Consider the following 24,915-nt stretch of genomic DNA (forward strand, 5'->3'; position numbering starts at 1 on the left):
TGGTCATGTCCGAACGCGTCATCCTGGCGTACTCCGGCGGTCTGGACACCTCGGTGGCGATCAGCTGGATCGGCAAGGAGACCGGGCGCGAGGTGGTGGCGGTCGCCATCGACCTCGGTCAGGGCGGCGAGGACATGGACGTCGTGCGCCAGCGTGCCCTCGACTGCGGTGCGGTCGAAGCCGTCGTCGTCGACGCCCGCGACGAGTTCGCCGAGAACTACTGCCTGCCCGCCATCCAGTCCAACGCGCTCTACATGGACCGCTATCCGCTGGTGTCCGGGCTCAGCCGGCCGCTGATCGTCAAACACCTCGTCGACGCCGCCCGCGAACACAAGGGCGGCATCGTCGCGCACGGCTGCACGGGCAAGGGCAACGACCAGGTCCGCTTCGAGGTCGGGTTCGCCTCGCTGGCGCCGGATCTCGAGGTGCTCGCCCCGGTCCGCGACTATGCGTGGACGCGCGAGAAGGCGATCGCGTTCGCCGAGGAGAACGCGATCCCGATCAACGTCACCAAGCGCTCACCGTTCTCGATCGACCAGAACGTGTGGGGCCGCGCGGTGGAGACCGGATTCCTCGAGCACCTGTGGAACGCGCCCACCAAGGACGTCTACGACTACACCGAGGATCCGACACTCAACTGGAGCACCCCCGACGAGGTGATCGTCGGTTTCGACAAGGGTGTGCCGGTGTCCGTCGACGGCCGCGACGTGACCGTGCTGCAGGCGATCGAGGAACTCAACCGCCGTGCGGGCGCGCAGGGCGTGGGCCGCCTCGATGTCGTCGAGGACCGGTTGGTCGGCATCAAGAGCCGCGAGATCTACGAGGCCCCCGGTGCGATGGTGCTCATCACCGCGCACACCGAACTCGAACATGTCACGCTGGAACGCGAACTCGGCCGGTTCAAGCGCACCACCGACCAGAAGTGGGGTGAGCTGGTCTACGACGGGCTGTGGTTCTCCCCGCTGAAGACCGCGCTCGAGTCGTTCGTCGCCAAGACGCAGGAACACGTCAGCGGTGAGATCCGGCTGGTGCTGCACGGTGGCCACATCGCCGTGAATGGACGCCGGAGCCAGGAATCTCTGTACGACTTCAACCTGGCCACCTACGACGAGGGCGACACCTTCGACCAGTCCTCGGCCAAGGGCTTCGTGCACGTGCACGGCCTGAGCTCGAGCATCTCCGCGCGCCGCGACCTGGGCATCAAGTGAGCGATCGGTGAGCACCAACGAAGGCTCACTGTGGGGCGGCCGGTTCGCCGACGGACCCGCCGACGCGCTGGCCGCGCTGAGCAAGTCGACGCATTTCGACTGGGTGCTGGCGCCCTACGACATCGCGGCGTCCAAAGCGCATGCCCGCGTGTTGTTCTCGGCCGGACTGCTGACCGAGGACCAGCGTGACGGTCTGCTGGCCGGTCTCGACAGCCTGGCCTCCGACGTCGCCGACGGCTCCTTCGCGCCGCTGGTCACCGACGAGGACGTGCACGGTGCGCTCGAACGAGGCCTGATCGACCGGGTCGGGGCCGAACTCGGCGGCCGGCTGCGGGCCGGGCGCTCGCGCAACGATCAGGTGGCCACCCTGTTCCGGGCGTGGCTGCGCGACGCGATCCGCCGCGTCGCCGACGGGGTGCTCGGCGTGGTGAGCGCCCTGGCGACCCAGGCCGCCGCCCACCCGACCGCGATCATGCCTGGCAAGACGCACCTGCAGTCGGCGCAGCCCGTGCTGCTGGCCCACCATCTGCTCGCCCACGCCCACCCGCTGCTGCGCGACGTCGACCGGCTCGCCGATTTCGACAAACGGGCCGCGGTGTCGCCCTATGGTGCCGGTGCGCTGGCCGGCTCGTCGCTGGGGCTCGACCCCGACGCGATCGCCGCGGAACTGGGCTTCGACTCCGCGGCCGACAATTCCATCGACGCGACCGCCGCCCGCGACTTCGCCGCCGAGGCGGCGTTCGTGCTGGCGATGATCGGGGTGGACCTGTCCCGGCTCGCCGAGGACATCATCCTCTGGAGCACAACCGAATTCGGCTACGTCACGCTGCACGACGCCTGGTCGACGGGCAGCTCGATCATGCCGCAGAAGAAGAACCCCGACATCGCCGAGCTGGCGCGCGGCAAATCCGGCCGGCTGATCGGCAACCTCACTGGGCTGCTGGCCACGCTCAAGGCGCAGCCGCTGGCCTACAACCGCGATCTGCAGGAGGACAAGGAGCCGGTCTTCGACTCGGTGGCGCAGCTGGAACTGCTGCTGCCCGCCGTCGCCGGCCTGGTGTCCACACTGCGTTTCGACGTCGACCGGATGGCCGAACTCGCGCCCCTGGGATACACGCTCGCCACCGATGTCGCGGAATGGCTGGTGCGGCGCGGGGTTCCGTTCCGCGTCGCGCACGAGGCCGCAGGCGCGGCGGTGCGCGCGGCAGAAGCCCGCGGCGTCGGACTCGAGGACCTCGAGGACGCCGAGCTGACCGGCATCCACCCAGAACTGACCGGGGACGTCCGCGAAGTGCTGACCGTCGAGGGCTCGGTCAACTCCCGCGATGCGCGCGGCGGCACCGCGCCTGTGCAGGTGGCCAAACAGCTCAACGTCGTTCGCGACACCGCCGACCGGTTGCGGCTGGCGTTGCGCCGCTGACTATCCCGTCCCCGGATTGGTGTACACGCGGTGCGGGGCGACGAGCACCACGGTGCGTCGTTCCTCGGCCATCACCCGGTCGTAGGTGTCCCAGTCGTCGTGGGTGCCGCCCGCGGCGGTGAACACCGTCGCGCAACAGGTTTCGCAGGCCGTCACCGTCGATGCCGGGGTAGGGGTCGTCGGGCCCGATCAACTCGCCACGTCCCTCGACGCTCGCCCACTGCCAGCCGGCGCGGGCGGCGACGGTCGCCCGCGGATCGGCACGGAGATTGCGTAGTTTGAGTGAGCCGCCGGCCGCGACGAGCCCGACCACCGGCGTCCGGGTCACCGGGTGCGCGAGGACGCCGGCGTTGACGACCGTGGACTGGATGCTGCCGTCGCGCCGCAGCGTGCTGAACACGCACAGGCCGTGGTCGCGAGAGATCAGTCCGGTGAACTCCGAGAGGTCGGTCATGGATCGACGCTACTCCCGGATCGTCAGTCCTCGGCGGCGGCTGCGCGGCTAGCCGATCTGCTCGCTCAGTTCGAACCAGCGGCTTTCGGCGTCGGCGACCTCTTCCTCCATCGCTCGAATGGCGGCCACCTTCGTGGCCAGCCCCTGGAAATCGGACTGGTCGTGATCGGCGAGCGCCGTGCGGTCGCGGTCGATCTGCGCCTGAAGCTTCTCCAACCGGCGCTCCAGGGCGGTGACTTCTTTCTGCGCCGCCCGCAGCTCGGCTCCGGACAGTTCCGTCGACTCGTCCGCAGGAGCGGCGGGTGCGGTCCCGGTCTCGGCGGCATGCGCCGCCCGCAGCCGCAGGTACTCATCGACGCCGGCCGGTAGGTGCCGAAGACGGCCGCCGAGAATGCCGTACTGCTGATCGGTGACGCGTTCGAGGAAGTACCGGTCGTGACTGACCACGATGAGGGTGCCCGGCCACGAATCCAGCAGATCCTCCATGGCGGCCAGCATGTCGGTGTCGAGGTCGTTGGTCGGCTCGTCGAGGATCAGCACGTTGGGCTGCGACAGCAGGATGAGCAGCAGCTGCAGGCGACGCTGCTGCCCGCCGGAGAGGTCCTTGACCGGAGTCGACAACTGCGCGCTGGAGAACCCGAGCCGTTCCAGCAGTTGACCCGGTGAGAGTTCCTGCGCCTTGGAGCCGGCGCCGAACGTGTATGTGGTGCGTAGGCCTTCGAGGACGATACGGACCGGATCGTCGAGGTGCGGCTCGAGTTCGTCGAGGGTCTGGGTCAGTGTCGCGACCTTGACGGTCTTACCACGCTTGACCCGGCCCGCGGTCGGCTCCACCGAACCGTCGATGAGACCCAGCAGTGTCGACTTGCCTGCCCCGTTGACGCCGAGGATGCCGGTCCGTTCGCCGGGGGCGAGCCGCCACTCGACGCCGTGGAGCACCTCGTGGTCGCCGTAGGACACCGACACGTCGAGCAGGTCGACCACCTGCTTGCCGAGCCGTGACACGGCCAACGACTGCAGTGCCACCTTGTCGCGGATCTCCGGGACGTCGGCGATCAGAGCGTTCGCCGCGTCGATCCGGAATTTGGGCTTCGACGTCCGGGCCGGGGCGCCACGGCGCAACCATGCCAGCTCTTTGCGGGCCAGGTTCTGGCGGCGCGCCTCGATCGTGGCGGCCTGGCGGTCGCGTTCCACCCGCTGCAGCACGTAGGCCGCGTATCCGCCGTCGAAGGGTTCGACGATCCGGTCGTGCACCTCCCACGTCACGGTGCACACCTCGTCGAGGAACCAGCGGTCGTGGGTCACCACCAGCAATCCGCCGGCCGACGGCGACCAGCGTCGCTTCAGATGTTCGGCCAGCCAGGTGATCGCCTCGACATCGAGGTGGTTGGTCGGCTCGTCCAGGGCCAGCACGTCGTGGTCGCCGGCCAGCAGCGCGGCCAGCGCCACCCGCCGACGCTGCCCGCCCGACAGAGTGCCCAGCACCGCGTCCCACGCCAGATCGCCGAGCAGGCCGCCGATCACGTCACGGCCGCGCGGATCCCCGGCCCAGTCGTGTTCGGGCATGTCACCGACAACCGCATGCCCGACGGTGTCCTCGTCGTCGAGGGTGTCGGCCTGATCGAGCACCCCGATCCGCACCCCGCCGCGCACCGTCACCCGGCCCGAGTCGGGGCTGCGCCGGCCCGCCAGCATGGCCAACAGGCTGGACTTGCCGTCACCGTTGCGGCCCACGATGCCGATCCGGTCGCCCTCGTTCACGCCCAGTGAGACCCTGTCGAACACGACTTTTGTCGGGTATTCCAGATGGAGGGCTTCAGCCCCGAGAAGATGCGCCATGTCCCCTCAAGGCTATGCGGGTGTGGTGCCCGACGTTCATGGCGGCCGACCAGCAACGCTGTGCCATGATGACGAGGCATTGCGGCAGGGCGCGGCCCGGGGGACCTGGCTGCGGGTCGATGTGGAGGGGAGAGTCGGTGATGGACCTCTCAGCGATCACCAGGCCGGTCGGACGGTTGGTGGCGACCGCGCAGAACGGTCTGGAGGTCCTGCGCTACGGGGGTCTGGAGACGGGCGCTGTGCCGTCACCGTTCCAGATCGTGCAGAGCGTGCCGATGTACCGGCTGCGGCGCTACTTCCCGCCGGACGTCCGCCCGGGCGCCAAGCCGCCGGGCCCGCCGGTGTTGATGGTGCACCCGATGATGATGTCGGCCGACATGTGGGACGTGACCCGCGACGACGGCGCCGTCGGGATCCTCTACCGCGCCGGTCTCGACCCGTGGGTGATCGACTTCGGCTCACCGGACAAGGTCGAGGGCGGGATGCAGCGCAATCTCGCCGACCACGTCGTGGCGCTGTCCGAGGCGATCGACACCGTCAAGCAGGTCTCCGGCCACGACGTGCACCTCGCCGGATACTCGCAGGGCGGCATGTTCTGCTACCAGACCGCCGCGTATCGACAGTCCCGCGACCTGGCCAGCATCATCGCGTTCGGGGCCCCGGTCGACACGCTCGCGGCCCTGCCGATGAACCTGCCCGCAGGTGTGGCCGTGGGAGCCGCGGACTTCATGGCCGACCACGTGTTCAGCCGGATCGACATCCCGGGATGGCTGGCGCGCACGGGATTCCAGATGCTCGACCCGGTCAAGACCGCCCAGGCGCGGGTCGAGTTCCTGCTGCAGCTGCACGACCGTGAGGCGCTGCTGCCGCGCGAGCAGCAGCGGCGGTTCCTGTCCTCCGAGGGCTGGATCGCCTGGTCGGGCCCGGCGATCTCCGAACTGCTCAAGCAGTTCATCGCGCACAACCGGATGATGACCGGCGGGTTCGCCATCCACGGTCAGCTCGTCACGCTGTCGGACATCACCTGTCCGGTGCTCGCCGTCGTCGGTGAGGTCGACGACATCGGTCAGCCGCCGTCGGTGCGCGGCATCAAACGCGCGGCCCCACAGGCCGATGTGTACGAATACCTCATCCGCGCAGGACATTTCGGATTGGTGGTCGGGTCGAAGGCCTCGCATCAGACGTGGCCGACCGTCGCCGACTGGGTCAAGTGGCTCGAAGGCGACGGCGACATGCCCGACGGCGTGGAACCGATGGCGCTGCAACCGAAGGAACACATCGAAAGCGGCGTATCGCTGACCTCGCGGGTCGCCCACGGCGCCACGGCCGCCACCGAGATGGCGTTCGGCGTCGCCCGATCGGCGGCCGGTGCGCTGGTCTCGGCCAACAAGTCCGCCCGCACACTCGCCGTGGAGACCGCCCGCACGCTGCCTCGGCTGGCCCGCCTGGGTCAGATCAACGACCACACCCGGATCTCGCTCGGCCGGATCATGTCCGAGCAGGCCCGTGGCGCGCCGGATGGTGAGTTCCTGCTCTACGACGGCCGGGTGCACACCTACGAGGCCGTCGACCGCCGCATCAACAACGTGGTGCGCGGGCTCATCGACGTCGGGGTGCGCCAGGGCACCCGCGTCGGCGTCCTCATGGAGACCCGCCCCAGCGCCCTCGTGGCGATCGCGGCGCTCTCCCGCCTCGGCGCGGTGGCCGTGCTGATGCCGCCCGACGTCGATCTCGCCGCCGCGGCCCGGCTCGGCGCGGTGTCGGAGATCATCGCCGACCCCACCCATCTCGAGGCGGCGCGCACCCTGCCGATGCGCGTGCTGGTGCTCGGCGGCGGCGACATCCGCGACCTTCACGTGACCGATGACGCCGACGTCGTCGACATGGAACAGATCGACCCCGATCAGGTCGCGCTGCCCGGCTGGTACCGACCCAATCCGGGTCTGGCGCGCGATCTGGCGTTCATCGCGTTCAGCACGCTGGGCGGTGAACTGGTCGCCCGGCAGATCACCAATTACCGGTGGGCGCTGTCGGCGTTCGGCACCGCCTCGGCGGCCAACCTCGGCCGCACCGACACCGTCTACTGTCTGACGCCTTTGCATCACCAGTCGGGTCTGCTGGTCAGCCTCGGCGGCGCCGTCGTCGGCGGTACCCGCATCGCGCTATCGCGTGGACTGCGTCCGGACCGCTTCGTGCAGGAGATCCGGCAGTACGGCGTGTCGGTGGTCTCCTACACCTGGGCGATGCTGCGCGAAGTCATCGACGACCCGTCCTTCCGGTTGTCCGGCGGGCACCCGGTGCGGCTGTTCATCGGATCCGGTATGCCCACCGGACTGTGGGAGCGGGTGATCGACATCTTTGCGCCGGCCCACGTCGTCGAGTTCTTCGCGACCACCGACGGTCAGGCGGTGCTGGCGAACGTCTCCGGCGCCAAGATCGGCAGCAAGGGCCGCGCGCTGCCCGGCGGCGGGCAGGTCGAACTGGCCGCCTACGACGCCGACGACGACCTGATCCTCGAAGACAACCGCGGGTTCGTGCGCCGCGCGGCGGACAACGAGGTGGGGGTGTTGCTGGCCCGCCCGCGCGGACCGGTCGACCCGACGGCGTCGGTGAAACGGGGAGTGTTCGCCCCCGCCGACACCTGGGTGTCGTCGGAATACCTCTTCCGCCGCGACGCCGACGGCGACTACTGGCTGGTCGACAACCGCGGTGCGGTGATCCACACGGTCCGCGGGCCCGTCTTCGCGATGCCGATCAGCGATGCCGTCGGCCGCATCGGTGCGGTGGACGTCGCGGTGACCTACGGCATCGAGGCGCGCGGCCGGCAGTTGGCGGTCACCGCCCTGGCACTGTGCCCGGGCGGCAGCATCACCACGGCCGAGCTGACCGAGGCGCTGGCCGACCTGCCGGTCGGCAATCCCCCCGACCTCGTCCACGTCGTGCCCGACATCGAATTGAGCGCGTCCTACCGCCCGCTGATCAATCCGTTGCGCGCCGCCGGGGTTCCTCGGCCGTCGCGGCGTAACTCTTGGTACCTCGATCCCGATACCAATGGGTACAAGCGGCTCACCGTGGCCGTGCGTGCCGAGATCACCGGAGGGCAGGACCGTGACGCTTCGCCGGAGGACTCACCGCTGCCGCCCCGTGCCCAGCAGTGACGCCGCGCCACGGCGCGGTCGCACTGATAGGCTCCCGCTGGCGTCGCTTCGACTGGAGGATTGATGAATTCGCAGAGCCGGAAGAACCGTTCGGGCTGGCGTCGCGCCCTGACCGGCACGCTCGCCAGCGGTGCGCTGGCCGCAGCGATGCTGGTGACCGCACCCGCCTCGCAGGCCGACGTTCTCGATCAGATCGGCGCCAAGTACATGCAGGGCGCAGGCGGCGGTCAGATCTCGGTGTTCGCCGAACAGTCGATCAATCTGCGCGCGCAGGGCTTCCGGCCCTCGCAGGAGAACCTCGCAGCGCTGCAGGAGGGTTGGGACTTCCTGCCCAACCAGACCCGGCTGCTCGACGCGCTGAAGTCGACTGTGGCCTACCAGCGCAAGGTGCAGATGCAGTCGCAGCTGTCCGGCGGTGGCGGCCCGGCGGTCAAGGCCCCGGCATGGGTGCCGCCAGGTGACGAGAACCCCTGGGTCGGGCCCGAATACGACATCAACCCCTACGACTAGCCGGTCGACCGTGCTGGACGAGAAGTTGCGGGCGATCCTGGTCTGCCCACAGGATCGTGGCCCGCTGCTGCTGGTGGGCGACGAGATGTTGTACAACCCGCGGTTGCGCCAGGGTTACCGCATCGACGACGGGATCCCGGTCCTGCTCGTCGACGAAGCGGTCGCCGTCACCGACGACGCCGAACATCAGCGACTGCTCGACCGCGCGGAGTCCTAGGCCGGCCCCGGCACGTCACCGGTGAGATAGCGCTGCAGGTTCGGGCCGATCGTCTCGGCGATCTGCTCGACCGGCAGGGAGGCGAACGGCTCCAGTTCGAGGATGTAACGCGCCATCACCACGCCCAGCAGCTGCGAGGCGACGAACTGCACCCGCACCCGCCCGCTGCCCGGGGGATCGTCCACGCGCGGGCCGATCTCCGCGGCGATGATCTCCTGGAAGAACGTGCGGAGCAGGCCGACCTCCGAGCCGGCGAGCAGTGATCGCAGCGTGGCGATGAAGCCATGGCCCAACTCCGAATCCCAGATCGGCAGCAGGATCGTCGGCAGCACGTAGCCGAGTCGCTCGACGGGCACGTCGCGCAGCGGTCCGATCACCGTCATCGGGTCGATCGGCGCCTGGATCGCCGCGACGAACAGCTGCTGTTTGGTGCCGAAATAGTGGTGCACCAGCGCCGGGTCCACACCCGCGCCTGCCGCGATCGCGCGGATCGAGGTCTTGTCGATCCCGTTGCGGGCGAACAGCGCCCGTGCAGTGTGGAGTATCCGGTCGCGATTGTCGGACGTCCCCGGCGGGCGCCCGGGACGTTTCCGCTCAGCGTTGGTCGTCACGAATTCCTACGGTGTCCTTCGTCGCAGCGTGGCCGCGGCCAGGAACATGGCCACCACCGCGAAAGCCACCACGATCGTGATGTCCCGCACCGCGGTCGCCGTCGGTTCCGGGTGTGCGCTCACCTCCCGCAGCGCCTCCAGTGCGTAGCTGGCCGGCATGACGTTGCTGACCCACTGCAGCCATTCGGGCAGGGCGTTGCGCGGCACGATGATTCCGCACAACAGCAGCTGGGGGGCGATGACCAGCGGCATGAACTGGACCGCCTGGAACTCGGTGCGGGCGAAGGCGCTGCACAGAAGCCCGAGCCCCACGCCGAGCACGGCATTGACGATGGCGATGCCGATCACCAGAAGCGGGCTGCCCGCGGTCTCGAAGCCCAGAAACCAGAACGCGACCACGCACGCCAGGCTGGCCTGGGCCGCCGCCGCGAGCGAGAAGGCGGTGCCGTAGGCGGCGAGTAGATCGGCCCGGCGCAGGGGAGTGGCCAGGATCCGCTCGAGCGTTCCCGACACCCGTTCCCGCTGCATGGTGATCGACGTGATGAGGAACATCACGATGAGCGGAAACACCCCGAGCATGATCAGACAGGCGTTGGTGAACGGTGACGGCGTGCCGGGTGCATGCGGTACGTCGGCGAACATGAAGTAGATCAAGGTGATGATCACGCTCGGTACGAGCAGGATCATCGCGACGCTGCGGTGGTCGGCGCGCAGTTGACGCAGGATCCGGCCGGTGGTGGCGAGGTACGCCTGAGGGCTCAGCCGGTGGCGACTCCGGCTGCGGTGCTGCGCCGGATGACGGACAGAAACGCTTCCTCCAGTGACGTGCATCCCGTGTCCTTCCGCAGTTGTTCCGGGGTGGAGTGGGCGAGCAGGCGGCCCTCGCGTAGCAGGATCAGATCGCCGCAGTGGTCCGCCTCGTCCATGACGTGGCTCGACACCAGCAGGGTCGTGCCGCCGCGGGCCAGCTCGTCGAACTGCTGCCACAGGTCGACGCGCAGCACCGGGTCCAGGCCGACGGTCGGTTCGTCGAGCACCAGGAGTTCGGGGTGGGCGACGAGCACGCACGCCAGCGACGCCCGGGTGCGCTGACCGCCCGACAGGTTGGCGCCGAATTCGGAGCGGTGGTCGGCTAGCCCGACGGCGTCGACGGCTTCGTCCGCGGCCTGACCGCCGGTGCCGTAGAGCGCCGCGAAGTACCGGACGTTGTCGATCACGCGCAGGTCGTTGTAGATGGTGGCGTCCTGCGTGACATAGCCGACGCGATGGCGCAGTTCCGCGGATCCGGCAGGTCTTCCCAGCACGGTGACCGACCCCGCGGCGATGATCTGGGTGCCGACCACCGAGCGCATCAACGTGGTCTTACCGCAGCCGGACGGCCCCAGGATGCCGGTGATGGCGCCACGGGCCACCTGGACCGACACCCTGTCCAGCGCCACCCGATTGCCGCGCACCACCCGCAGATCCCGGATGTCGACCGCGGCGGCGTCGATCAATTCATCATCCGATGAAGTCATCATGTGATGAATATTTCTCCCCCGCGGTCGGCGGGGTCAAGAGGGCGGGGCAGAATCGCTGCGGTGAGTGTGGAGCTGCTGCGGGTCGACCCCCTCACGGCGGCCCGTCGGTTGCTCGGTGCGGTACTGACCTGCCGCGGCGTCAGCGCGACGGTCGTCGAGGTCGAGGCATACGGCGGCCCACCCGACGGGCCGTGGCCGGACGCCGCCGCCCACTCGTACCGCGGTCCCGGCCCGCGGAATCAGGTGATGTTCGGCCCCGCAGGCAGGCTCTACACCTACCGCAGCCACGGCATTCACGTCTGCGCGAACGTGGCCTGCGCCGACGACGGGGTGGCGGCCGCCGTGCTGCTGCGCGCGGCTGTCATCGAATCGGGTCATGACGTCGTACAGCGCCGTCGCGGCGAGGCGGTGCGTGAGTCGGCGTTTGCCAGGGGTCCGGGAAACCTGTGCGCGGCGCTGGGAATCACGATGGCGGACAACGGAATCGATGTGTTCGCCGAGGACAGCCCCGTCCACCTAAGGCTGGGTGAGGCACAGCCGTGCATCGCCGGGCCCCGGGTCGGGGTGAGCAAGGCCGCCGACCGGCCGTGGCGACTGTGGTTGGCCGGCCGGCCGGAGGTGTCGGCCTACCGGCGCAGCCCGCGAGCTCCGGCACCGGGCGGCAGCGACTGATCTCGGCGCGTACGGAAAGATCGAGGCATGAGCAGCATTCTCGACGAGTTGGACTGGCGCGGGCTGATCGCGCAATCGACCGACCGGGACGCACTGGCGGCCGAACTGGCCGCCGGTCCGATGACGCTGTACTCCGGCTTCGACCCCACTGCGCCCAGCCTGCATGCCGGACATCTCGTGCCACTGCTGACGCTGCGCCGTTTTCAGCAGGCCGGTCACCGGCCGATCGTGCTGGCCGGCGGGGCCACCGGAATGATCGGCGACCCGCGGGACACGGGGGAGCGCACACTGCAGACCGCCGACACGGTCGCCGACTGGGCGGACCGGATCCGGGGTCAGCTCGAGCGGTTCGTGGAGTTCGACGAATCGCCCACCGGCGCGATCGTCGAGAACAACCTCTCCTGGACCGGCGCGTTGTCGACGATCGAATTCCTCCGTGACGTGGGCAAGTACTTCTCGGTGAATGTGATGCTCGACCGCGACACCGTCCGGCGGCGCCTGGAGGGAGAAGGGATCTCCTACACCGAGTTCAGCTACATGCTGTTGCAGGCCAACGACTATGTGCAGTTGCGGAAACGCCACGGCTGCGCGCTGCAGATCGGCGGTTCCGATCAGTGGGGCAACATCGTGGCCGGGGTCCGGTTGGTGCGCCAGAAACTGGGCGACACCGTCCACGCGATGACGACCCCGCTGGTCACCGACTCGGAGGGCAAGAAGTTCGGGAAGTCGACCGGGGGTGGGAACCTGTGGCTCGACCCGGAGATGACCACGCCGTACGCCTGGTACCAGTACTTCATCAACACCGCCGACGCCGACGTCGTCAACTACCTGCGGTGGTTCACGTTCCTCGAGGCCGGCGAGTTGGGGGAGCTCGAGGAGGCGACCCGTGATCGACCTCACCAGCGCACCGCCCAGCGGCGCCTCGCCCGCGAGCTGACCACGCTGGTCCACGGCGAGGATGCGACCCGGTCGGTGGAGCACGCCAGCCAGGCGCTGTTCGGCCGCGGTGAGCTCGCCGCGCTCGACGAACCGACCCTGGCCGCGGCGCTGCGTGAGGCGTCGGTGGCCGAACTCACCCCGAGCGGGCCGGATCTCATCACCGATCTGCTGGTCGCCACCGGCCTGTCGGCGAGTAAGGGCGCCGCGCGCAGGACCATCGCCGAGGGCGGGGTCTCGGTGAACAACGTGAAGATCGACAGCGACGAGTGGACCCCGCAGGCCTCGGACTTCCTGCACGGCAGGTGGTTGGTCCTGCGCCGCGGCAAGCGGAATATCGCCGGCGTGCAGCGCGTTCGATGATCTGGCACGGCCGTACGACTGTGCGTCCGCCGAAATGAGCCGAAAACCCGCTTCTAGCTGGGGATTTGACTCCGAGTTTCCACTGACGTAACTTATTCCACGTCGCCGCGACACGGCCTCCGGGCCGGGGAGCGCGGCAGACTCCCAGAGGGACACTCACTTCGGTGGGTTCCTGACCGTCCGCACTACGATTACGCGGCTTTTCGCCGCGGGATCGCTGCGCGGGTCGGGCGGGTGTGTTGTTTGAGAACTCAATAGTGTGTTTGGTGGTTTTTGTTTGTTGTTTTTGTTTTGGCCGCGCCTCTTTTTCCCGTTTAGGGGTGTGGTTGTTTTTGGATGCCAGTTTTTGGTGTCTTGTTGTTTGATCAGATTTTTCTGAATGGCCTTTTTGGGTTTTGTTTGGAGAGTTTGATTCTGGCTCAGGACGAACGCTGGCGGCGTGCTTAACACATGCAAGTCGAACGGAAAGGCCCTTCGGGGTACTCGAGTGGCGAACGGGTGAGTAACACGTGGGTGATCTGCCCTGCACTTTGGGATAAGCCTGGGAAACTGGGTCTAATACCGAATACACCCTGCTGGTCGCATGGCCTGGTGGGGGAAAGCTTTTGCGGTGTGGGATGGGCCCGCGGCCTATCAGCTTGTTGGTGAGGTTACGGCTCACCAAGGCGACGACGGGTAGCCGGCCTGAGAGGGTGACCGGCCACACTGGGACTGAGATACGGCCCAGACTCCTACGGGAGGCAGCAGTGGGGAATATTGCACAATGGGCGCAAGCCTGATGCAGCGACGCCGCGTGGGGGATGACGGCCTTCGGGTTGTAAACCTCTTTCAGTAGGGACGAAGCGCAAGTGACGGTACCTACAGAAGAAGGACCGGCCAACTACGTGCCAGCAGCCGCGGTAATACGTAGGGTCCGAGCGTTGTCCGGAATTACTGGGCGTAAAGAGCTCGTAGGTGGTTTGTCGCGTTGTTCGTGAAAACCGGGGGCTTAACCCTCGGCGTGCGGGCGATACGGGCAGACTTGAGTACTGCAGGGGAGACTGGAATTCCTGGTGTAGCGGTGGAATGCGCAGATATCAGGAGGAACACCGGTGGCGAAGGCGGGTCTCTGGGCAGTAACTGACGCTGAGGAGCGAAAGCGTGGGGAGCGAACAGGATTAGATACCCTGGTAGTCCACGCCGTAAACGGTGGGTACTAGGTGTGGGTTTCCTTCCTTGGGATCCGTGCCGTAGCTAACGCATTAAGTACCCCGCCTGGGGAGTACGGCCGCAAGGCTAAAACTCAAAGAAATTGACGGGGGCCCGCACAAGCGGCGGAGCATGTGGATTAATTCGATGCAACGCGAAGAACCTTACCTGGGTTTGACATGCACAGGACGCTGGTAGAGATATCAGTTCCCTTGTGGCCTGTGTGCAGGTGGTGCATGGCTGTCGTCAGCTCGTGTCGTGAGATGTTGGGTTAAGTCCCGCAACGAGCGCAACCCTTGTCTCATGTTGCCAGCACGTTATGGTGGGGACTCGTGAGAGACTGCCGGGGTCAACTCGGAGGAAGGTGGGGATGACGTCAAGTCATCATGCCCCTTATGTCCAGGGCTTCACACATGCTACAATGGCCGGTACAAAGGGCTGCGATGCCGTGAGGTGGAGCGAATCCTTTCAAAGCCGGTCTCAGTTCGGATCGGGGTCTGCAACTCGACCCCGTGAAGTCGGAGTCGCTAGTAATCGCAGATCAGCAACGCTGCGGTGAATACGTTCCCGGGCCTTGTACACACCGCCCGTCACGTCATGAAAGTCGGTAACACCCGAAGCCGGTGGCCTAACCCCTTGTGGGAGGGAGCCGTCGAAGGTGGGATCGGCGATTGGGACGAAGTCGTAACAAGGTAGCCGTACCGGAAGGTGCGGCTGGATCACCTCCTTTCTAAGGAGCACCACGAGACTTGGCCCCGCCCACATCGTGTGGGGGTTCGGTGAGTTGAGCGATTCGTGAAGATGGCCTGTCTCTGTAGTGGGGGCGGGTCTGGTGCACAACAAACGTGTGTTGGCCGGAGGGAAACCGGTTGATGCGAAGGATTGCCAGACACACTGTTGGGTCCTGAGGCAACAGGCCCGCGGGCTCACTCCCTTGTGGGGGTGGGTGCCGGCTCTCGAGCGTTGGTTCGGGGGTTTGTGTTGCTGCCCTGCTTTGGTGGTGGGGTGTGGTGTTTGATTTGTGGATAGTGGTTGCGAGCATCTAGATGGCGGCTTGCGCGAATGGGCTCACCCCTCTTTTTGTGGGGGTGGGTGTGTTGGTGTGGGTTGGTCATCTGTTTGTATGCAATTTCTTTTTTTGACTCATTTTTTGGTTTTGTGTTGTAAGTGTTTAAGGGCGCATGGTGGATGCCTTGGCACTGGGAGCCGATGAAGGACGTGGGAGGCTGCGATATGCCTCGGGGAGCTGCCAACCGAGCGTGGATCCGAGGATGTCCGAATGGGGAAACCCGGCACGAGTGATGTCGTGTCACCCGGCACTGAATACATAGGTGTCGGGGGGGAACGCGGGGAAGTGAAACATCTCAGTACCCGTAGGAAGAGAAAACAAAAGTGATTCCGTGAGTAGTGGCGAGCGAAAGCGGAGGATGGCTAAACCGTGCACATGTGATACCCGGCAGGGGTTGTGTGTGCGGTGTTGTGGGGTGCATTGTTCTCAGATCTGCCGGTCTGGGCTGCAGTGAGAAAAGCTCGTGTTAGTCGAACTGGTTTGGGATGGCCGACCGTAGAGGGTGAGAGTCCCGTAGGTGAAAACACGTGCTCTGTAGTGATGTGTCCCCGAGTAGCAGCGGGCCCGTGGAATCTGCTGTGAATCTGCCGGGACCACCCGGTAAGCCTGAATACTTCCCAGTGACCGATAGCGGATTAGTACCGTGAGGGAATGGTGAAAAGTACCCGGGAGGAGTGAAAGAGTACCTGAAACCGTGTGCCTACAATCCGTCAGAGCCCTCGACTTGTCGTGGGGTGATGGCGTGCCTTTTGAAGAATGAGCCTGCGAGTCAGGGACATGTCGCGAGGTTAACCCGGGTGGGGTAGCCGTAGCGAAAGCGAGTCTGAATAGGGCGTATCCACACAACAGTGTGTGGTGTAGTGGTGTGTTCTGGACCCGAAGCGGAGTGATCTACCCATGGCCAGGGTGAAGCGACGGTAAGACGTCGTGGAGGCCCGAACCCACTTAGGTTGAAGACTGAGGGGATGAGCTGTGGGTAGGGGTGAAAGGCCAATCAAACTCCGTGATAGCTGGTTCTCCCGAAATGCATTTAGGTGCAGCGTTGCATGCTTCTTGTTGGAGGTAGAGCTACTGGATGGCCGATGGGCCTCACAAGGTTACTGACGTCAGCCAAACTCCGAATGCCGACAAGTGAGAGTGTGGCAGTGAGACGGCGGGGGATAAGCTCCGTGCGTCGAGAGGGTAAACAGCCCAGATCGCCGGCTAAGGCCCCTAAGCGTGTGCTAAGTGGAAAAGGATGTGCAGTCGCGAAGACAACCAGGAGGTTGGCTTAGAAGCAGCCACCCTTGAAAGAGTGCGTAATAGCTCACTGGTCAAGTGATTGTGCGCCGATAATGTAGCGGGGCTCAAGCACACCGCCGAAGCCGCGGCAATCAGATATATGTCTGGTTGGGTAGGGGAGCGTCCTGCATCCGGTGAAGCAGCAGAGTGATCTAGCTGTGGAGGGTGTGGGAGTGAGAATGCAGGCATGAGTAGCGATAAGGCAAGTGAGAACCTTGCCCGCCGAAAGACCAAGGGTTCCTGGGCCAGGCCAGTCCGCCCAGGGTGAGTCGGGACCTAAGGCGAGGCCGACAGGCGTAGTCGATGGACAACGGGTTGATATTCCCGTACCCGTGTGTGAGCGTCCCTGATGAATCAGCGGTACTAACCGCCCAAAACCACGGTCACCGATCCCTTCGGGGTGAGGGATTGTGGGGCTGCGCGGGACCTTCGTTGGTAGTAGTCAAGCGATGGGGTGACGCAGGAAGGTAGCCGTACCAGTCAGTGGTTGTACTGGGGTAAGCCTGTAGGGAGACATCTAGGCAAATCCGGATGTCACATATCCTGAGAGGTGATGCATAGCCGATTGAGGCGAATTCGGTGATCCTATGCTGCCAAGAAAAGCCTCTAGCGAGTGCACACACGGCCCGTACCCCAAACCGACACAGGTGGTCAGGTAGAGAATACCAAGGCGTACGAGTGAACTATGGTTAAGGAACTCGGCAAAATGCCCCCGTAACTTCGGGAGAAGGGGGACCTCCATACCGTCAACCGGTTTACCCGGGGCAGCGGGAGGGGGTGGCACAAACCAGTGAGAAGCGACTGTTTACTAAAAACACAGGTCCGTGCGAAGTCGCAAGACGATGTATACGGACTGACGCCTGCCCGGTGCTGGAAGGTTAAGAGGACCGGTTAACCCTTCGGGGTGAAGCTGAGAATTTAAGCCCCAGTAAACGGCGGTGGTAACTATAACCATCCTAAGGTAGCGAAATTCCTTGTCGGGTAAGTTCCGACCTGCACGAATGGCGTAACGACTTCTCAACTGTCTCAACCATAGACTCGGCGAAATTGCATTACGAGTAAAGATGCTCGTTACGCGCGGCAGGACGAAAAGACCCGGACCTTCACTACAACTTGGTATTGGAGTTCGGTTCGGTTTGTGTAGGATAGGTGGGAGACTGTGAAGCGGCCACGCCAGTGGTTGTGGAGTCGTTGTTGAAATACCACTCTGATCGTATTGGGCTTCTAACTTCGAACCGTATATCCGGTTCAGGGACAGTGCCTGGTGGGTAGTTTAACTGGGGCGGTTGCCTCCTAAAATGTAACGGAGGCGCCCAAAGGTTCCCTCAACCTGGACGGCAATCAGGTGTTGAGTGTAAGTGCACAAGGGAGCTTGACTGCGAGACGTACATGTCGAGCAGGGACGAAAGTCGGGACTAGTGATCCGGCACCTCTGAGTGGAAGGGGTGTCGCTCAACGGATAAAAGGTACCCCGGGGATAACAGGCTGATCTTCCCCAAGAGTCCATATCGACGGGATGGTTTGGCACCTCGATGTCGGCTCGTCGCATCCTGGGGCTGGAGCAGGTCCCAAGGGTTGGGCTGTTCGCCCATTAAAGCGGCACGCGAGCTGGGTTTAGAACGTCGTGAGACAGTTCGGTCTCTATCCGCCGCGCGCGTCAGAAGCTTGAGGAAATCTGTCCCTAGTACGAGAGGACCGGGACGGACGAACCTCTGGTACACCAGTTGTCCCACCAGGGGCACCGCTGGATAGCCACGTTCGGACAGGATAACCGCTGAAAGCATCTAAGCGGGAAACCCCCTCCAAGACCAGGCTTCTCACCCATTTAAGTGGGATAAGGCCCCCCGCAGACCACGGGATCGATAGACCAGACCTAGAAGCACAGCAATGTGTGCAGGGAACTGGCACTAACCGGCCGAAAACTTACACACACCACAAAATGTGTGCACACAAACGCCTCGCAACCACGCATCCACACCAGAATCGGACACGATTCACACCCCACCACCAAAAAACACTTCCCCCACACCACCTGTGGGGGCACTCAGAAACGAGTGAAAATAAAGTTACGGCGGTCCATAGCGGCAGGGAAACGCCCGGTCCCATCCCGAACCCGGAAGCTAAGCCTGCCAGCGCCGATGATACTACCCACCACGGGTGGAAAAGTAGGACACCGCCGAACACCCTTTACACCTCGGCCCTCCGACCACAATCGGAGGGCCGAGGTCTTTTTCTATAAGACGCGAATTGTCGCCAATTCTCGCCGGCACGTAAACTCGCGTCGGCGGGGCGACAGCGAGAGGTGTACGTGAGCGAGGACAGGCAGTCGGGTGGACGCGACGAACGTCGGCCGCGACGGACGTCGAATGCGAGCGCGCCTCGTCGCCCCCGCGATCAGCGTGCCGCGCCGCGGAACTCGGGGCCGAACCGGGCCCGCTCGACGCAACCCCGAAGCGGTTCGGACACACCACGGTTCGACGGTCCCGTCATCCCGCCGGAGATCGAGGCCAAGCAATTGGCTCCCGAAATCCGCGGTGAACTCACGACTTTGGACCGCCATACCGCCGACGCCGTCGCGCGGCACCTCGTCGCCGCGGGCGAACTGCTCGACGAAGATCCCGAAGCGGCGCTGGCCCATGCCCGAGCTGCCCGCGCCCGATCCGGCCGGATCGCCGCTGTGCGGGAGGCGGTGGGGATCGCCGCCTACCACTGCGGTGACTGGGCACAGGCGTTGGCCGAACTGCGGGCGGCCCGCCGTATGGGCAGCAAGTCGCCGCTGTTGCCGTTGATCGCCGACTGTGAACGCGGAGTCGGGCGCCCGGAACGGGCGATCGAACTGGCGCGTGGCCCCGAAGCCGATCAGCTCAGCGGCGACGACGCCGACGAACTCAAGATCGTGGTCGCCGGCGCCCGGTCGGACCTCGGCCAACTCGAGCAGGCGCTCGCAGTGTTGTCGACGCCCCCACTGGACCCGTCGCGGCGCGGCCCGACCGCGGCGCGGCTGTTCTACGTCTACGCCGACACGCTCCTCGCGCTCGGCCGCACACAGGACGCCCTGCAGTGGTTCCTCAATGCCGCGGCCGCCGACGTGGAGGGCGTCACCGACGCCGAGGACCGGATCACGGAACTCAGCTGACGTGACAGGCCTTGTGCAGCAACATGATTGCCTGCTCCTCGATCTCGATGGCACAGTGTTCCGCGGCCACGAACCGACCACCGGAGCCGTCGAGAGCCTCGCCGCGCTGAGCGCGCGGGTCCTCTACGTCACCAACAACGCCTCACGCAGCCCGGGCGACGTCGCAGGCCACCTCGTCGAGTTGGGGTTCGACGCGGACGCCGCCGACGTGGTGACCAGCGCCCAGAGCGCAGCGCACCTGCTCGCCGCCCAACTTCCCGCTGGGGCGCGGGTGTTGGTCGTGGGCACCGAGGCGTTGGCGGCCGAGGTCGACCTCGTGGGACTGCAGCCCGTCCGGCAGTTCGCCGACGATCCTGCCGCCGTCGTGCAGGGCCACAACCCGGAGACGGCGTGGGCGGACCTCGCCGAGGCGGCGCTGGCCCTGCGCGCCGGCGCCCTGTGGGTGGCGGCGAATGTCGATCTGACCCTGCCGTCCGAGCGGGGACTGTTGCCGGGCAACGGTTCGATGGTCGCCGCCCTGCAGGCCGCGACCGCCCGCGAACCTCAGGTCGCCGGCAAGCCGCAGCCGACGCTGATGCGGGATGCGTTGAGCCGGGGCGACTTTCACACACCGCTGGTGGTCGGTGACCGTCTGGACACCGACATCGCCGGCGCCAACGCGGCGTCGTTGCCGAGCCTGATGGTGCTCAGCGGTGTCAGCACCGCCGACGAGGTGCTGCGTGCGGTGCCCCAGGAGCGGCCCGACTACATCGCCGAGGATCTGCGCTCCCTGGACGCACCGGCCGACGACCTGCGGGTCGGTCCGCACCCCGGCTGGCGCATCGAGGTCGATGACACGGACGTGACCGTCCACGCCGACGGCGCCGACCGCGGGGACGACCTCTCGGTGCTGCGTGCGACGGCCCACGTGGTGTGGCAGGCGGACCTGGCGGGCACGCCGTTCGCGGTCCGCGCGGGTGACGACACTGCGGCCGCCGCGCTGCGACGGTGGTCGCTGCTCACCGCCGTGATCGACTAGCGTGGCGGTCGACATGAGTAACGACCCCGATCAGCTTCGCACCCGGGTCGCGGCCCTGCTCGCTGACCTGCCGGAACCGGACCACGCCGGTGACCTCGCCGACTGCGATATCGACACCGTCGCCGCGCGCTTGGAGGAGGCGCACGATCTGCTCGTGCAGGCGCTGGCGGCGGTCGAGAAGGGCTGAGCGCTCGTGACGCGGCGCGCACGGGTCGACGCCGAGTTGGTGCGACGGGGGTTGGCCCGGTCGCGTCAGCAGGCCGCCGAGCTCATCGGCGCAGGCCGGGTGACCGTCGACGGTATGCCGGCGGCCAAACCGGCGACCGCGGTCGCCGTCACCGCCCATATCGCCGTCGACACCGCGGACGAACGGTCCTGGGTGTCGCGGGGCGCGCACAAACTCATCGGCGCCCTCGACGCCTTCGACATCGACGTCGCGGATCGGCGCGGACTCGATGCCGGGGCGTCGACCGGGGGTTTCACCGAGGTCCTGCTCGACCGCGGCGCCCGCGAAGTCGTCGCCGTCGACGTCGGATACGGCCAACTGGCGTGGTCGCTGCGCTCGGATGAGCGGGTGGTGGTCGTCGAACGCACCAACGTGCGCGAACTCACCCCGGAGATGATCGGCGGTCCTGTCGACCTCGTCGTGGCGGACCTGTCGTTTATCTCCCTGGCGACGGTTCTGCCCGCGCTGACCGCATGCGCGTCGCCCGACGCCGATATCGTTCCCATGGTGAAGCCGCAGTTCGAGGTCGGGAAGGACCGGGTCGGCGCCGGTGGCGTCGTCTCGGAACCCGAATTGCGTGCGGAGTCGGTGCTGTCCGTGGCCGCCAAGGCCGCCGGGCTCGGCTGGGAGACGGTCGGTGCGACGGCGAGCCCGCTGCCGGGCCCGTCGGGCAACGTCGAGTACTTCTTGTGGTTACGCGCCCGCACGGACCGCGGACTGCGCGGCGACGATCTCGAGCAGGCGGTGCGGCGCGCCGTCACGGAAGGACCGCAATGACGTCTGAACGCACCATCCTGCTGGTGGTTCACACGGGACGCGAGGATGCCACCGATGTGGCCCGACGGGTGCAGAAGATGTTGGGCGACAACGACATTGGTCTTCGGGTGCTCGCCGCCGAGGCGGTCGACCGGGGCCCGGTGCACCTGTCGCCCGACGATATGCGCGCGATCGGCGTCGACATCGACGTCGTCGACGCCGACGAACGGGCCGCCGAAGGCTGCGAGCTGGTGCTGGTTCTCGGCGGCGACGGCACCTTCCTGCGCGCCGCCGAACTCGCGCGCAACGTCGAGATCCCGGTGCTGGGGGTGAACCTCGGGCGGATCGGTTTCCTCGCCGAGGCCGAGGCGGAAGCCATCGACCGCGTACTCGAACACGTCGTCCGCCGCGACTACCGCGTCGAGGAGAGGATGACCCTCGACGTGGCGGTGCGCGCGGAAGGGGAGCTCCTCACCCGGGGCTGGGCGCTCAACGAGGCCAGCCTGGAGAAGGGGCCGCGCCTGGGGGTGCTCGGCGTGGTCGTGGAGATCGACGGCCGCCCGGTGTCGGCGTTCGGCTGCGACGGTGTGCTGGTGTCGACGCCGACCGGGTCCACCGCTTACGCGTTCTCCGCCGGCGGGCCGGTGCTGTGGCCGGACCTCGAGGCGATCCTGGTGGTGCCCAACAACGCCCACGCCCTGTTCGCGCGGCCGATGGTGACCAGCCCGGACGCCACGATCGCGATCGAGATCGAGGCGAGCGGGCATGACGCCCTGGTGTTCTGCGACGGCCGGCGGGAGATGGTGGTGCCGGCCGGTGGCCGGCTGGAGGTGACCCGCTGCGGCACACCGCTGAAATGGGTACGGCTCGACAGCGCACCGTTCACCGACCGGCTGGTGCGCAAGTTCCGGCTGCCCGTCACCGGATGGCGGGGGCAGTAGCGCCCGTGCTGTCCGAAATCCGCATCGAGTCCCTCGGCGCGATCAGCGCCGCCACCGCCGAATTCGACCGTGGTCTGACCGTGCTCACCGGCGAGACCGGGGCAGGCAAGACCATGGTCGTCACCGGGCTCCATCTCCTCGGCGGGGCCCGCGCAGACCCCAACCGCGTCCGGTCGGGCTCCGAGCGCGCCGTCGTCGAGGGCCGCTTCCTGACCTCCGACCTCGGTGACGGCGTCGCGCGCCGCGTCGACGACCTCCTCGAATCGTCCGGCGCGGAGCGCGACGACGACGGCAGCATCATCGCCGCCCGGTCGGTCAGCAAGGACGGGCCGTCGCGGGCCTATCTCGGGGGCCGCAGCGTACCGGCCAAGTCGCTGAGCAACTTCACCACCGAACTGCTCACACTGCACGGCCAGAACGACCAGTTGCGCCTGATGCGCCCGGACGAGCAGCGCGCGGCGCTCGACCGGTTCGCCGCCGTCGACAAACCGCTGCGCCGCTACCGCGCGGCGAGGGACGAATGGCTCGCCGCGCGCCGCGATCTGACCGACCGGCGCAGACGCGAGCGGGAACTCGCCCAGGAGGCCGACCGGCTGAAGTTCGGTCTGACCGAGATCGACAACGTCGATCCGTCGCCGGGGGAGGACGACGCCCTCGTCGACGACATCCGGAGACTGTCGGAACTCGACGCGCTGCGTGAGGCCGCGCTGACCGCGCGGGCGGCGTTGACCGGCGCCGACGACGACCCCACCGGGGACGCGATGTCCGCGGCGAACCTTGCCGCGCAGGCGAAGTCGGCCCTCGACGGAACCGACGACGCCACCCTGCGGTCGCTGGGCGCCCAACTCGCCGACGCGGTCGCCGTGATCGGCGACGTGGCCGGTGAGCTCGGCGACTACCTCGGCGCGCTGCCCACCGACGCGAGCACCCTGGAGAACAAGCTGGCGCGGCAGGCCGAACTGCGCACCTTGACACGCAAGTACGCCGCCGACATCGACGGGGTGCTGGCCTGGGCGCGGGAGTCGCGAGAACGCCTGGATCAGCTCGACGTGTCGGAGGAGGCGCTGGCCGGTCTGGAGCGGCGGGTCGGCGAGCTGCAAGCACAGGTCGTCGCCGCCGCGGCCGATCTGACCAAGGCCCGGCTCAAGGCGGCGAAGGGTCTGGCCAAGGCGGTGACCGCCGAACTGTCCGGTCTGGCGATGGCCGGGGCGGAGTTCACGGTCGGCGTCGCACCGCTCGCCGTGCGCGCCGACGACTCGGCGCCGTTGACCCTGCCGGACGGCGTCGTCGTACACGCCGGCCACGACGGTGTCGACGCCGTCGACTTCGGCTTCGCCGCACACCGCGGGACCGATGTGCTGCCGCTGTCGAAGAGCGCATCGGGCGGCGAGCTGTCGCGGGTGATGCTCGCGATCGAGGTCGTGCTGGCGGCGTCGGCGGAGGGCACCACCATGGTGTTCGACGAAGTCGACGCCGGGGTCGGGGGGCGTGCCGCCGTACAGATCGGTCGGCGCCTGGCCCGTCTGGCCCGCACCCATCAGGTCATCGTCGTCACCCATCTTCCCCAGGTCGCCGCGTACGCCGACGCGCATCTGGTGGTCGACAGCAGCGGGCGCGGCAAGGCCAGTGGCGTGCGCCGCATCGACGACGACGACCGGGTCGCCGAGCTGGCCCGCATGCTGGCCGGCCTCGGTGAGTCCGACAGCGGCAGGGCCCATGCCCGGGAGCTGCTCGACGCCGCGCGGGCGGAGGCCGCCGAAACCGACTGACCGTCAGCGCGCGAGGACGGTGTCGACGAGGGCGGTGATGTCCCCCGGATCCGGCGCTTCGGCGGTCATCAGGATGCGGTAGAAGACGGCGCCCGAGAGCAGCACCGAGGCGACCTCCGGATCCACCGCCCGCACCTCGCCTGCGGATACGGCGCTCGCGATCGTGTCGGTCAGGCGCCGGCGGCGCTGGGCCGAGTACGCGTGCAGATGCTCGCGCAGGTCGGGGTCGTGGTCGGCGGCGTGGATCAGCGCAGGGATCACCGACGACACCGCGGAGTCGGACAACGCCGACGCCAGGTGACCGAGCAGGAGTTCGACCTGCTGCCGGGCGCTGACGGTGGGGAGGTCCCGGGCGGGGTCGGGCTGCGTGTTCAGTGTGCGCAGCGCATCGACGATCAACGCGCCCTTGTTCTTCCAGTGTCGGTAGACCGTGCTCCGACCGACGCCGGCGCGGGTCGCCACCGCGTCCATTCGGAAGCCGGCGTAGCCGGATGCGGCGAACTCCTCGAGTGCGGCGCTACAGATGATTCGTCGCGAGTGGTCGACACGGGGATCCGGCGGCCGCTCGGTCACGTGCACCCCTTTCCTTTTTGGGACATTGGTGTAGCGTAACAATACATAAG

At 66.9% G+C, this 24,915-nt stretch carries 18 protein-coding genes, 3 rRNA genes and 1 pseudogene; 16 read left to right on the plus strand and 6 right to left on the minus strand.

All coding sequences use genetic code 11. The features are described from left to right. Positions 1-5: 5 nt before the first annotated feature. Positions 6-1,208 (plus strand): argininosuccinate synthase, encoded by a 1,203-nt coding sequence (locus G6N49_RS07900; RefSeq protein ID WP_083045271.1) that lies wholly within the window; start codon positions 6-8, stop codon positions 1,206-1,208. A gap of 7 nt (positions 1,209-1,215) precedes the next feature. Next, entirely contained in the window at positions 1,216-2,628 is a 1,413-nt protein-coding gene (argH, locus tag G6N49_RS07905) for an argininosuccinate lyase (RefSeq protein WP_064875256.1), read from the plus strand. Here argH and G6N49_RS07910 read toward each other — a convergent pair. Continuing rightward, a pseudogene (locus G6N49_RS07910) lies at positions 2,629-3,082 on the minus strand (TIGR03618 family F420-dependent PPOX class oxidoreductase). It abuts the gene before it with no gap. A 48-nt stretch (positions 3,083-3,130) separates the two neighbouring features. Next, positions 3,131-4,921: an ABC-F family ATP-binding cassette domain-containing protein gene (locus G6N49_RS07915; RefSeq protein ID WP_011855882.1), complete on the minus strand. Its 1,791-nt coding sequence runs from the start codon at positions 4,919-4,921 to the stop codon at positions 3,131-3,133. 140 nt (positions 4,922-5,061) lie between these two features. Between G6N49_RS07915 and G6N49_RS07920 the strand changes: the two genes are divergently transcribed. From G6N49_RS07920 to G6N49_RS07930, 3 genes are all read left to right on the plus strand, one after another. Continuing rightward, the gene (locus G6N49_RS07920; protein ID WP_011855881.1) at positions 5,062-8,079 is read left to right on the plus strand and encodes an acyl-CoA synthetase; all 3,018 of its coding nucleotides are present in this window, start codon (positions 5,062-5,064) and stop codon (positions 8,077-8,079) included. Positions 8,080-8,142: 63 nt separating this feature from the next. Next, the gene (locus G6N49_RS07925) at positions 8,143-8,589 is read left to right on the plus strand and encodes a hypothetical protein (RefSeq protein WP_011560354.1); all 447 of its coding nucleotides are present in this window, start codon (positions 8,143-8,145) and stop codon (positions 8,587-8,589) included. A 10-nt stretch (positions 8,590-8,599) separates the two neighbouring features. Continuing rightward, positions 8,600-8,806 carry a Trm112 family protein gene (locus G6N49_RS07930; protein WP_011560353.1) on the plus strand — a complete coding sequence of 69 codons (207 nt, stop codon included), beginning with the start codon at positions 8,600-8,602 and terminating at the stop codon, positions 8,804-8,806. Here the strand turns inward: G6N49_RS07930 and G6N49_RS07935 are convergent. The 3 genes from G6N49_RS07935 to G6N49_RS07945 are packed head-to-tail and all read right to left on the minus strand — an operon-like array spanning position 8,803 to position 10,937. Continuing rightward, positions 8,803-9,417 (minus strand): TetR/AcrR family transcriptional regulator, encoded by a 615-nt coding sequence (locus tag G6N49_RS07935; protein WP_011855880.1) that lies wholly within the window; start codon positions 9,415-9,417, stop codon positions 8,803-8,805. The genes G6N49_RS07930 and G6N49_RS07935 overlap by 4 nt on opposite strands. A gap of 6 nt (positions 9,418-9,423) precedes the next feature. Next, positions 9,424-10,248, minus strand: coding sequence for an ABC transporter permease (locus G6N49_RS07940; RefSeq protein WP_183497711.1), 825 nt, complete (start codon positions 10,246-10,248; stop codon positions 9,424-9,426). After that, entirely contained in the window at positions 10,176-10,937 is a 762-nt protein-coding gene (locus G6N49_RS07945; RefSeq protein WP_011855878.1) for an ABC transporter ATP-binding protein, read from the minus strand. The genes G6N49_RS07940 and G6N49_RS07945 overlap by 73 nt, the downstream gene beginning before the upstream one ends. A gap of 3 nt (positions 10,938-10,940) precedes the next feature. Between G6N49_RS07945 and G6N49_RS07950 the strand changes: the two genes are divergently transcribed. The 11 genes from G6N49_RS07950 to recN all read left to right on the plus strand — a co-directional run bounded on the left by G6N49_RS07950 (position 10,941) and on the right by recN (position 24,292). Further along, on the plus strand, positions 10,941-11,609 hold the full coding sequence (locus G6N49_RS07950; protein WP_083045273.1) for a DNA-3-methyladenine glycosylase: 669 nt from the start codon (positions 10,941-10,943) through the stop codon (positions 11,607-11,609). Positions 11,610-11,636: 27 nt separating this feature from the next. Continuing rightward, positions 11,637-12,908 carry a tyrosine--tRNA ligase gene (tyrS, locus tag G6N49_RS07955; RefSeq protein ID WP_011855876.1) on the plus strand — a complete coding sequence of 424 codons (1,272 nt, stop codon included), beginning with the start codon at positions 11,637-11,639 and terminating at the stop codon, positions 12,906-12,908. A 396-nt stretch (positions 12,909-13,304) separates the two neighbouring features. Continuing rightward, positions 13,305-14,826: ribosomal RNA gene (locus tag G6N49_RS07960) — 16S ribosomal RNA — on the plus strand. Positions 14,827-15,257: 431 nt separating this feature from the next. After that, positions 15,258-18,377 (plus strand): 23S ribosomal RNA (locus G6N49_RS07965). A 136-nt stretch (positions 18,378-18,513) separates the two neighbouring features. Then, positions 18,514-18,628: ribosomal RNA gene (gene rrf, locus G6N49_RS07970) — 5S ribosomal RNA — on the plus strand. Together the 16S, 23S and 5S rRNA genes form the textbook arrangement of a ribosomal RNA operon. 120 nt (positions 18,629-18,748) lie before the next feature. Beyond that, a complete protein-coding gene (locus tag G6N49_RS07975) occupies positions 18,749-19,582 on the plus strand; it encodes a tetratricopeptide repeat protein (protein ID WP_011855875.1) in 834 nt (277 codons plus the stop codon). A 13-nt stretch (positions 19,583-19,595) separates the two neighbouring features. After that, positions 19,596-20,600: an HAD-IIA family hydrolase gene (locus G6N49_RS07980; RefSeq protein WP_011855874.1), complete on the plus strand. Its 1,005-nt coding sequence runs from the start codon at positions 19,596-19,598 to the stop codon at positions 20,598-20,600. 13 nt (positions 20,601-20,613) lie between these two features. Continuing rightward, complete coding sequence (locus tag G6N49_RS07985) at positions 20,614-20,787, plus strand: hypothetical protein (RefSeq protein WP_165607539.1); 174 nt, start codon at positions 20,614-20,616, stop codon at positions 20,785-20,787. 6 nt (positions 20,788-20,793) lie between these two features. Continuing rightward, entirely contained in the window at positions 20,794-21,603 is an 810-nt protein-coding gene (locus G6N49_RS07990) for a TlyA family RNA methyltransferase (protein WP_011560344.1), read from the plus strand. Further along, complete coding sequence (locus G6N49_RS07995) at positions 21,600-22,523, plus strand: NAD kinase (protein ID WP_011560343.1); 924 nt, start codon at positions 21,600-21,602, stop codon at positions 22,521-22,523. Before G6N49_RS07990 ends, G6N49_RS07995 begins: the two co-directional genes overlap by 4 nt. A 5-nt stretch (positions 22,524-22,528) precedes the next feature. Further along, a complete protein-coding gene (recN, locus tag G6N49_RS08000; RefSeq protein WP_011855873.1) occupies positions 22,529-24,292 on the plus strand; it encodes a DNA repair protein RecN in 1,764 nt (587 codons plus the stop codon). 3 nt (positions 24,293-24,295) lie between these two features. On the opposite strand, the gene G6N49_RS08005 is transcribed toward recN, so the two are convergent. Further along, positions 24,296-24,871 (minus strand): TetR/AcrR family transcriptional regulator, encoded by a 576-nt coding sequence (locus G6N49_RS08005; protein WP_041925077.1) that lies wholly within the window; start codon positions 24,869-24,871, stop codon positions 24,296-24,298. Positions 24,872-24,915 lie beyond the last annotated feature (44 nt).

The sequence above is a fragment of the Mycolicibacterium monacense genome (assembly GCF_010731575.1).
Classification (GTDB): Bacteria; Actinomycetota; Actinomycetes; order Mycobacteriales; family Mycobacteriaceae; genus Mycobacterium; species Mycobacterium monacense.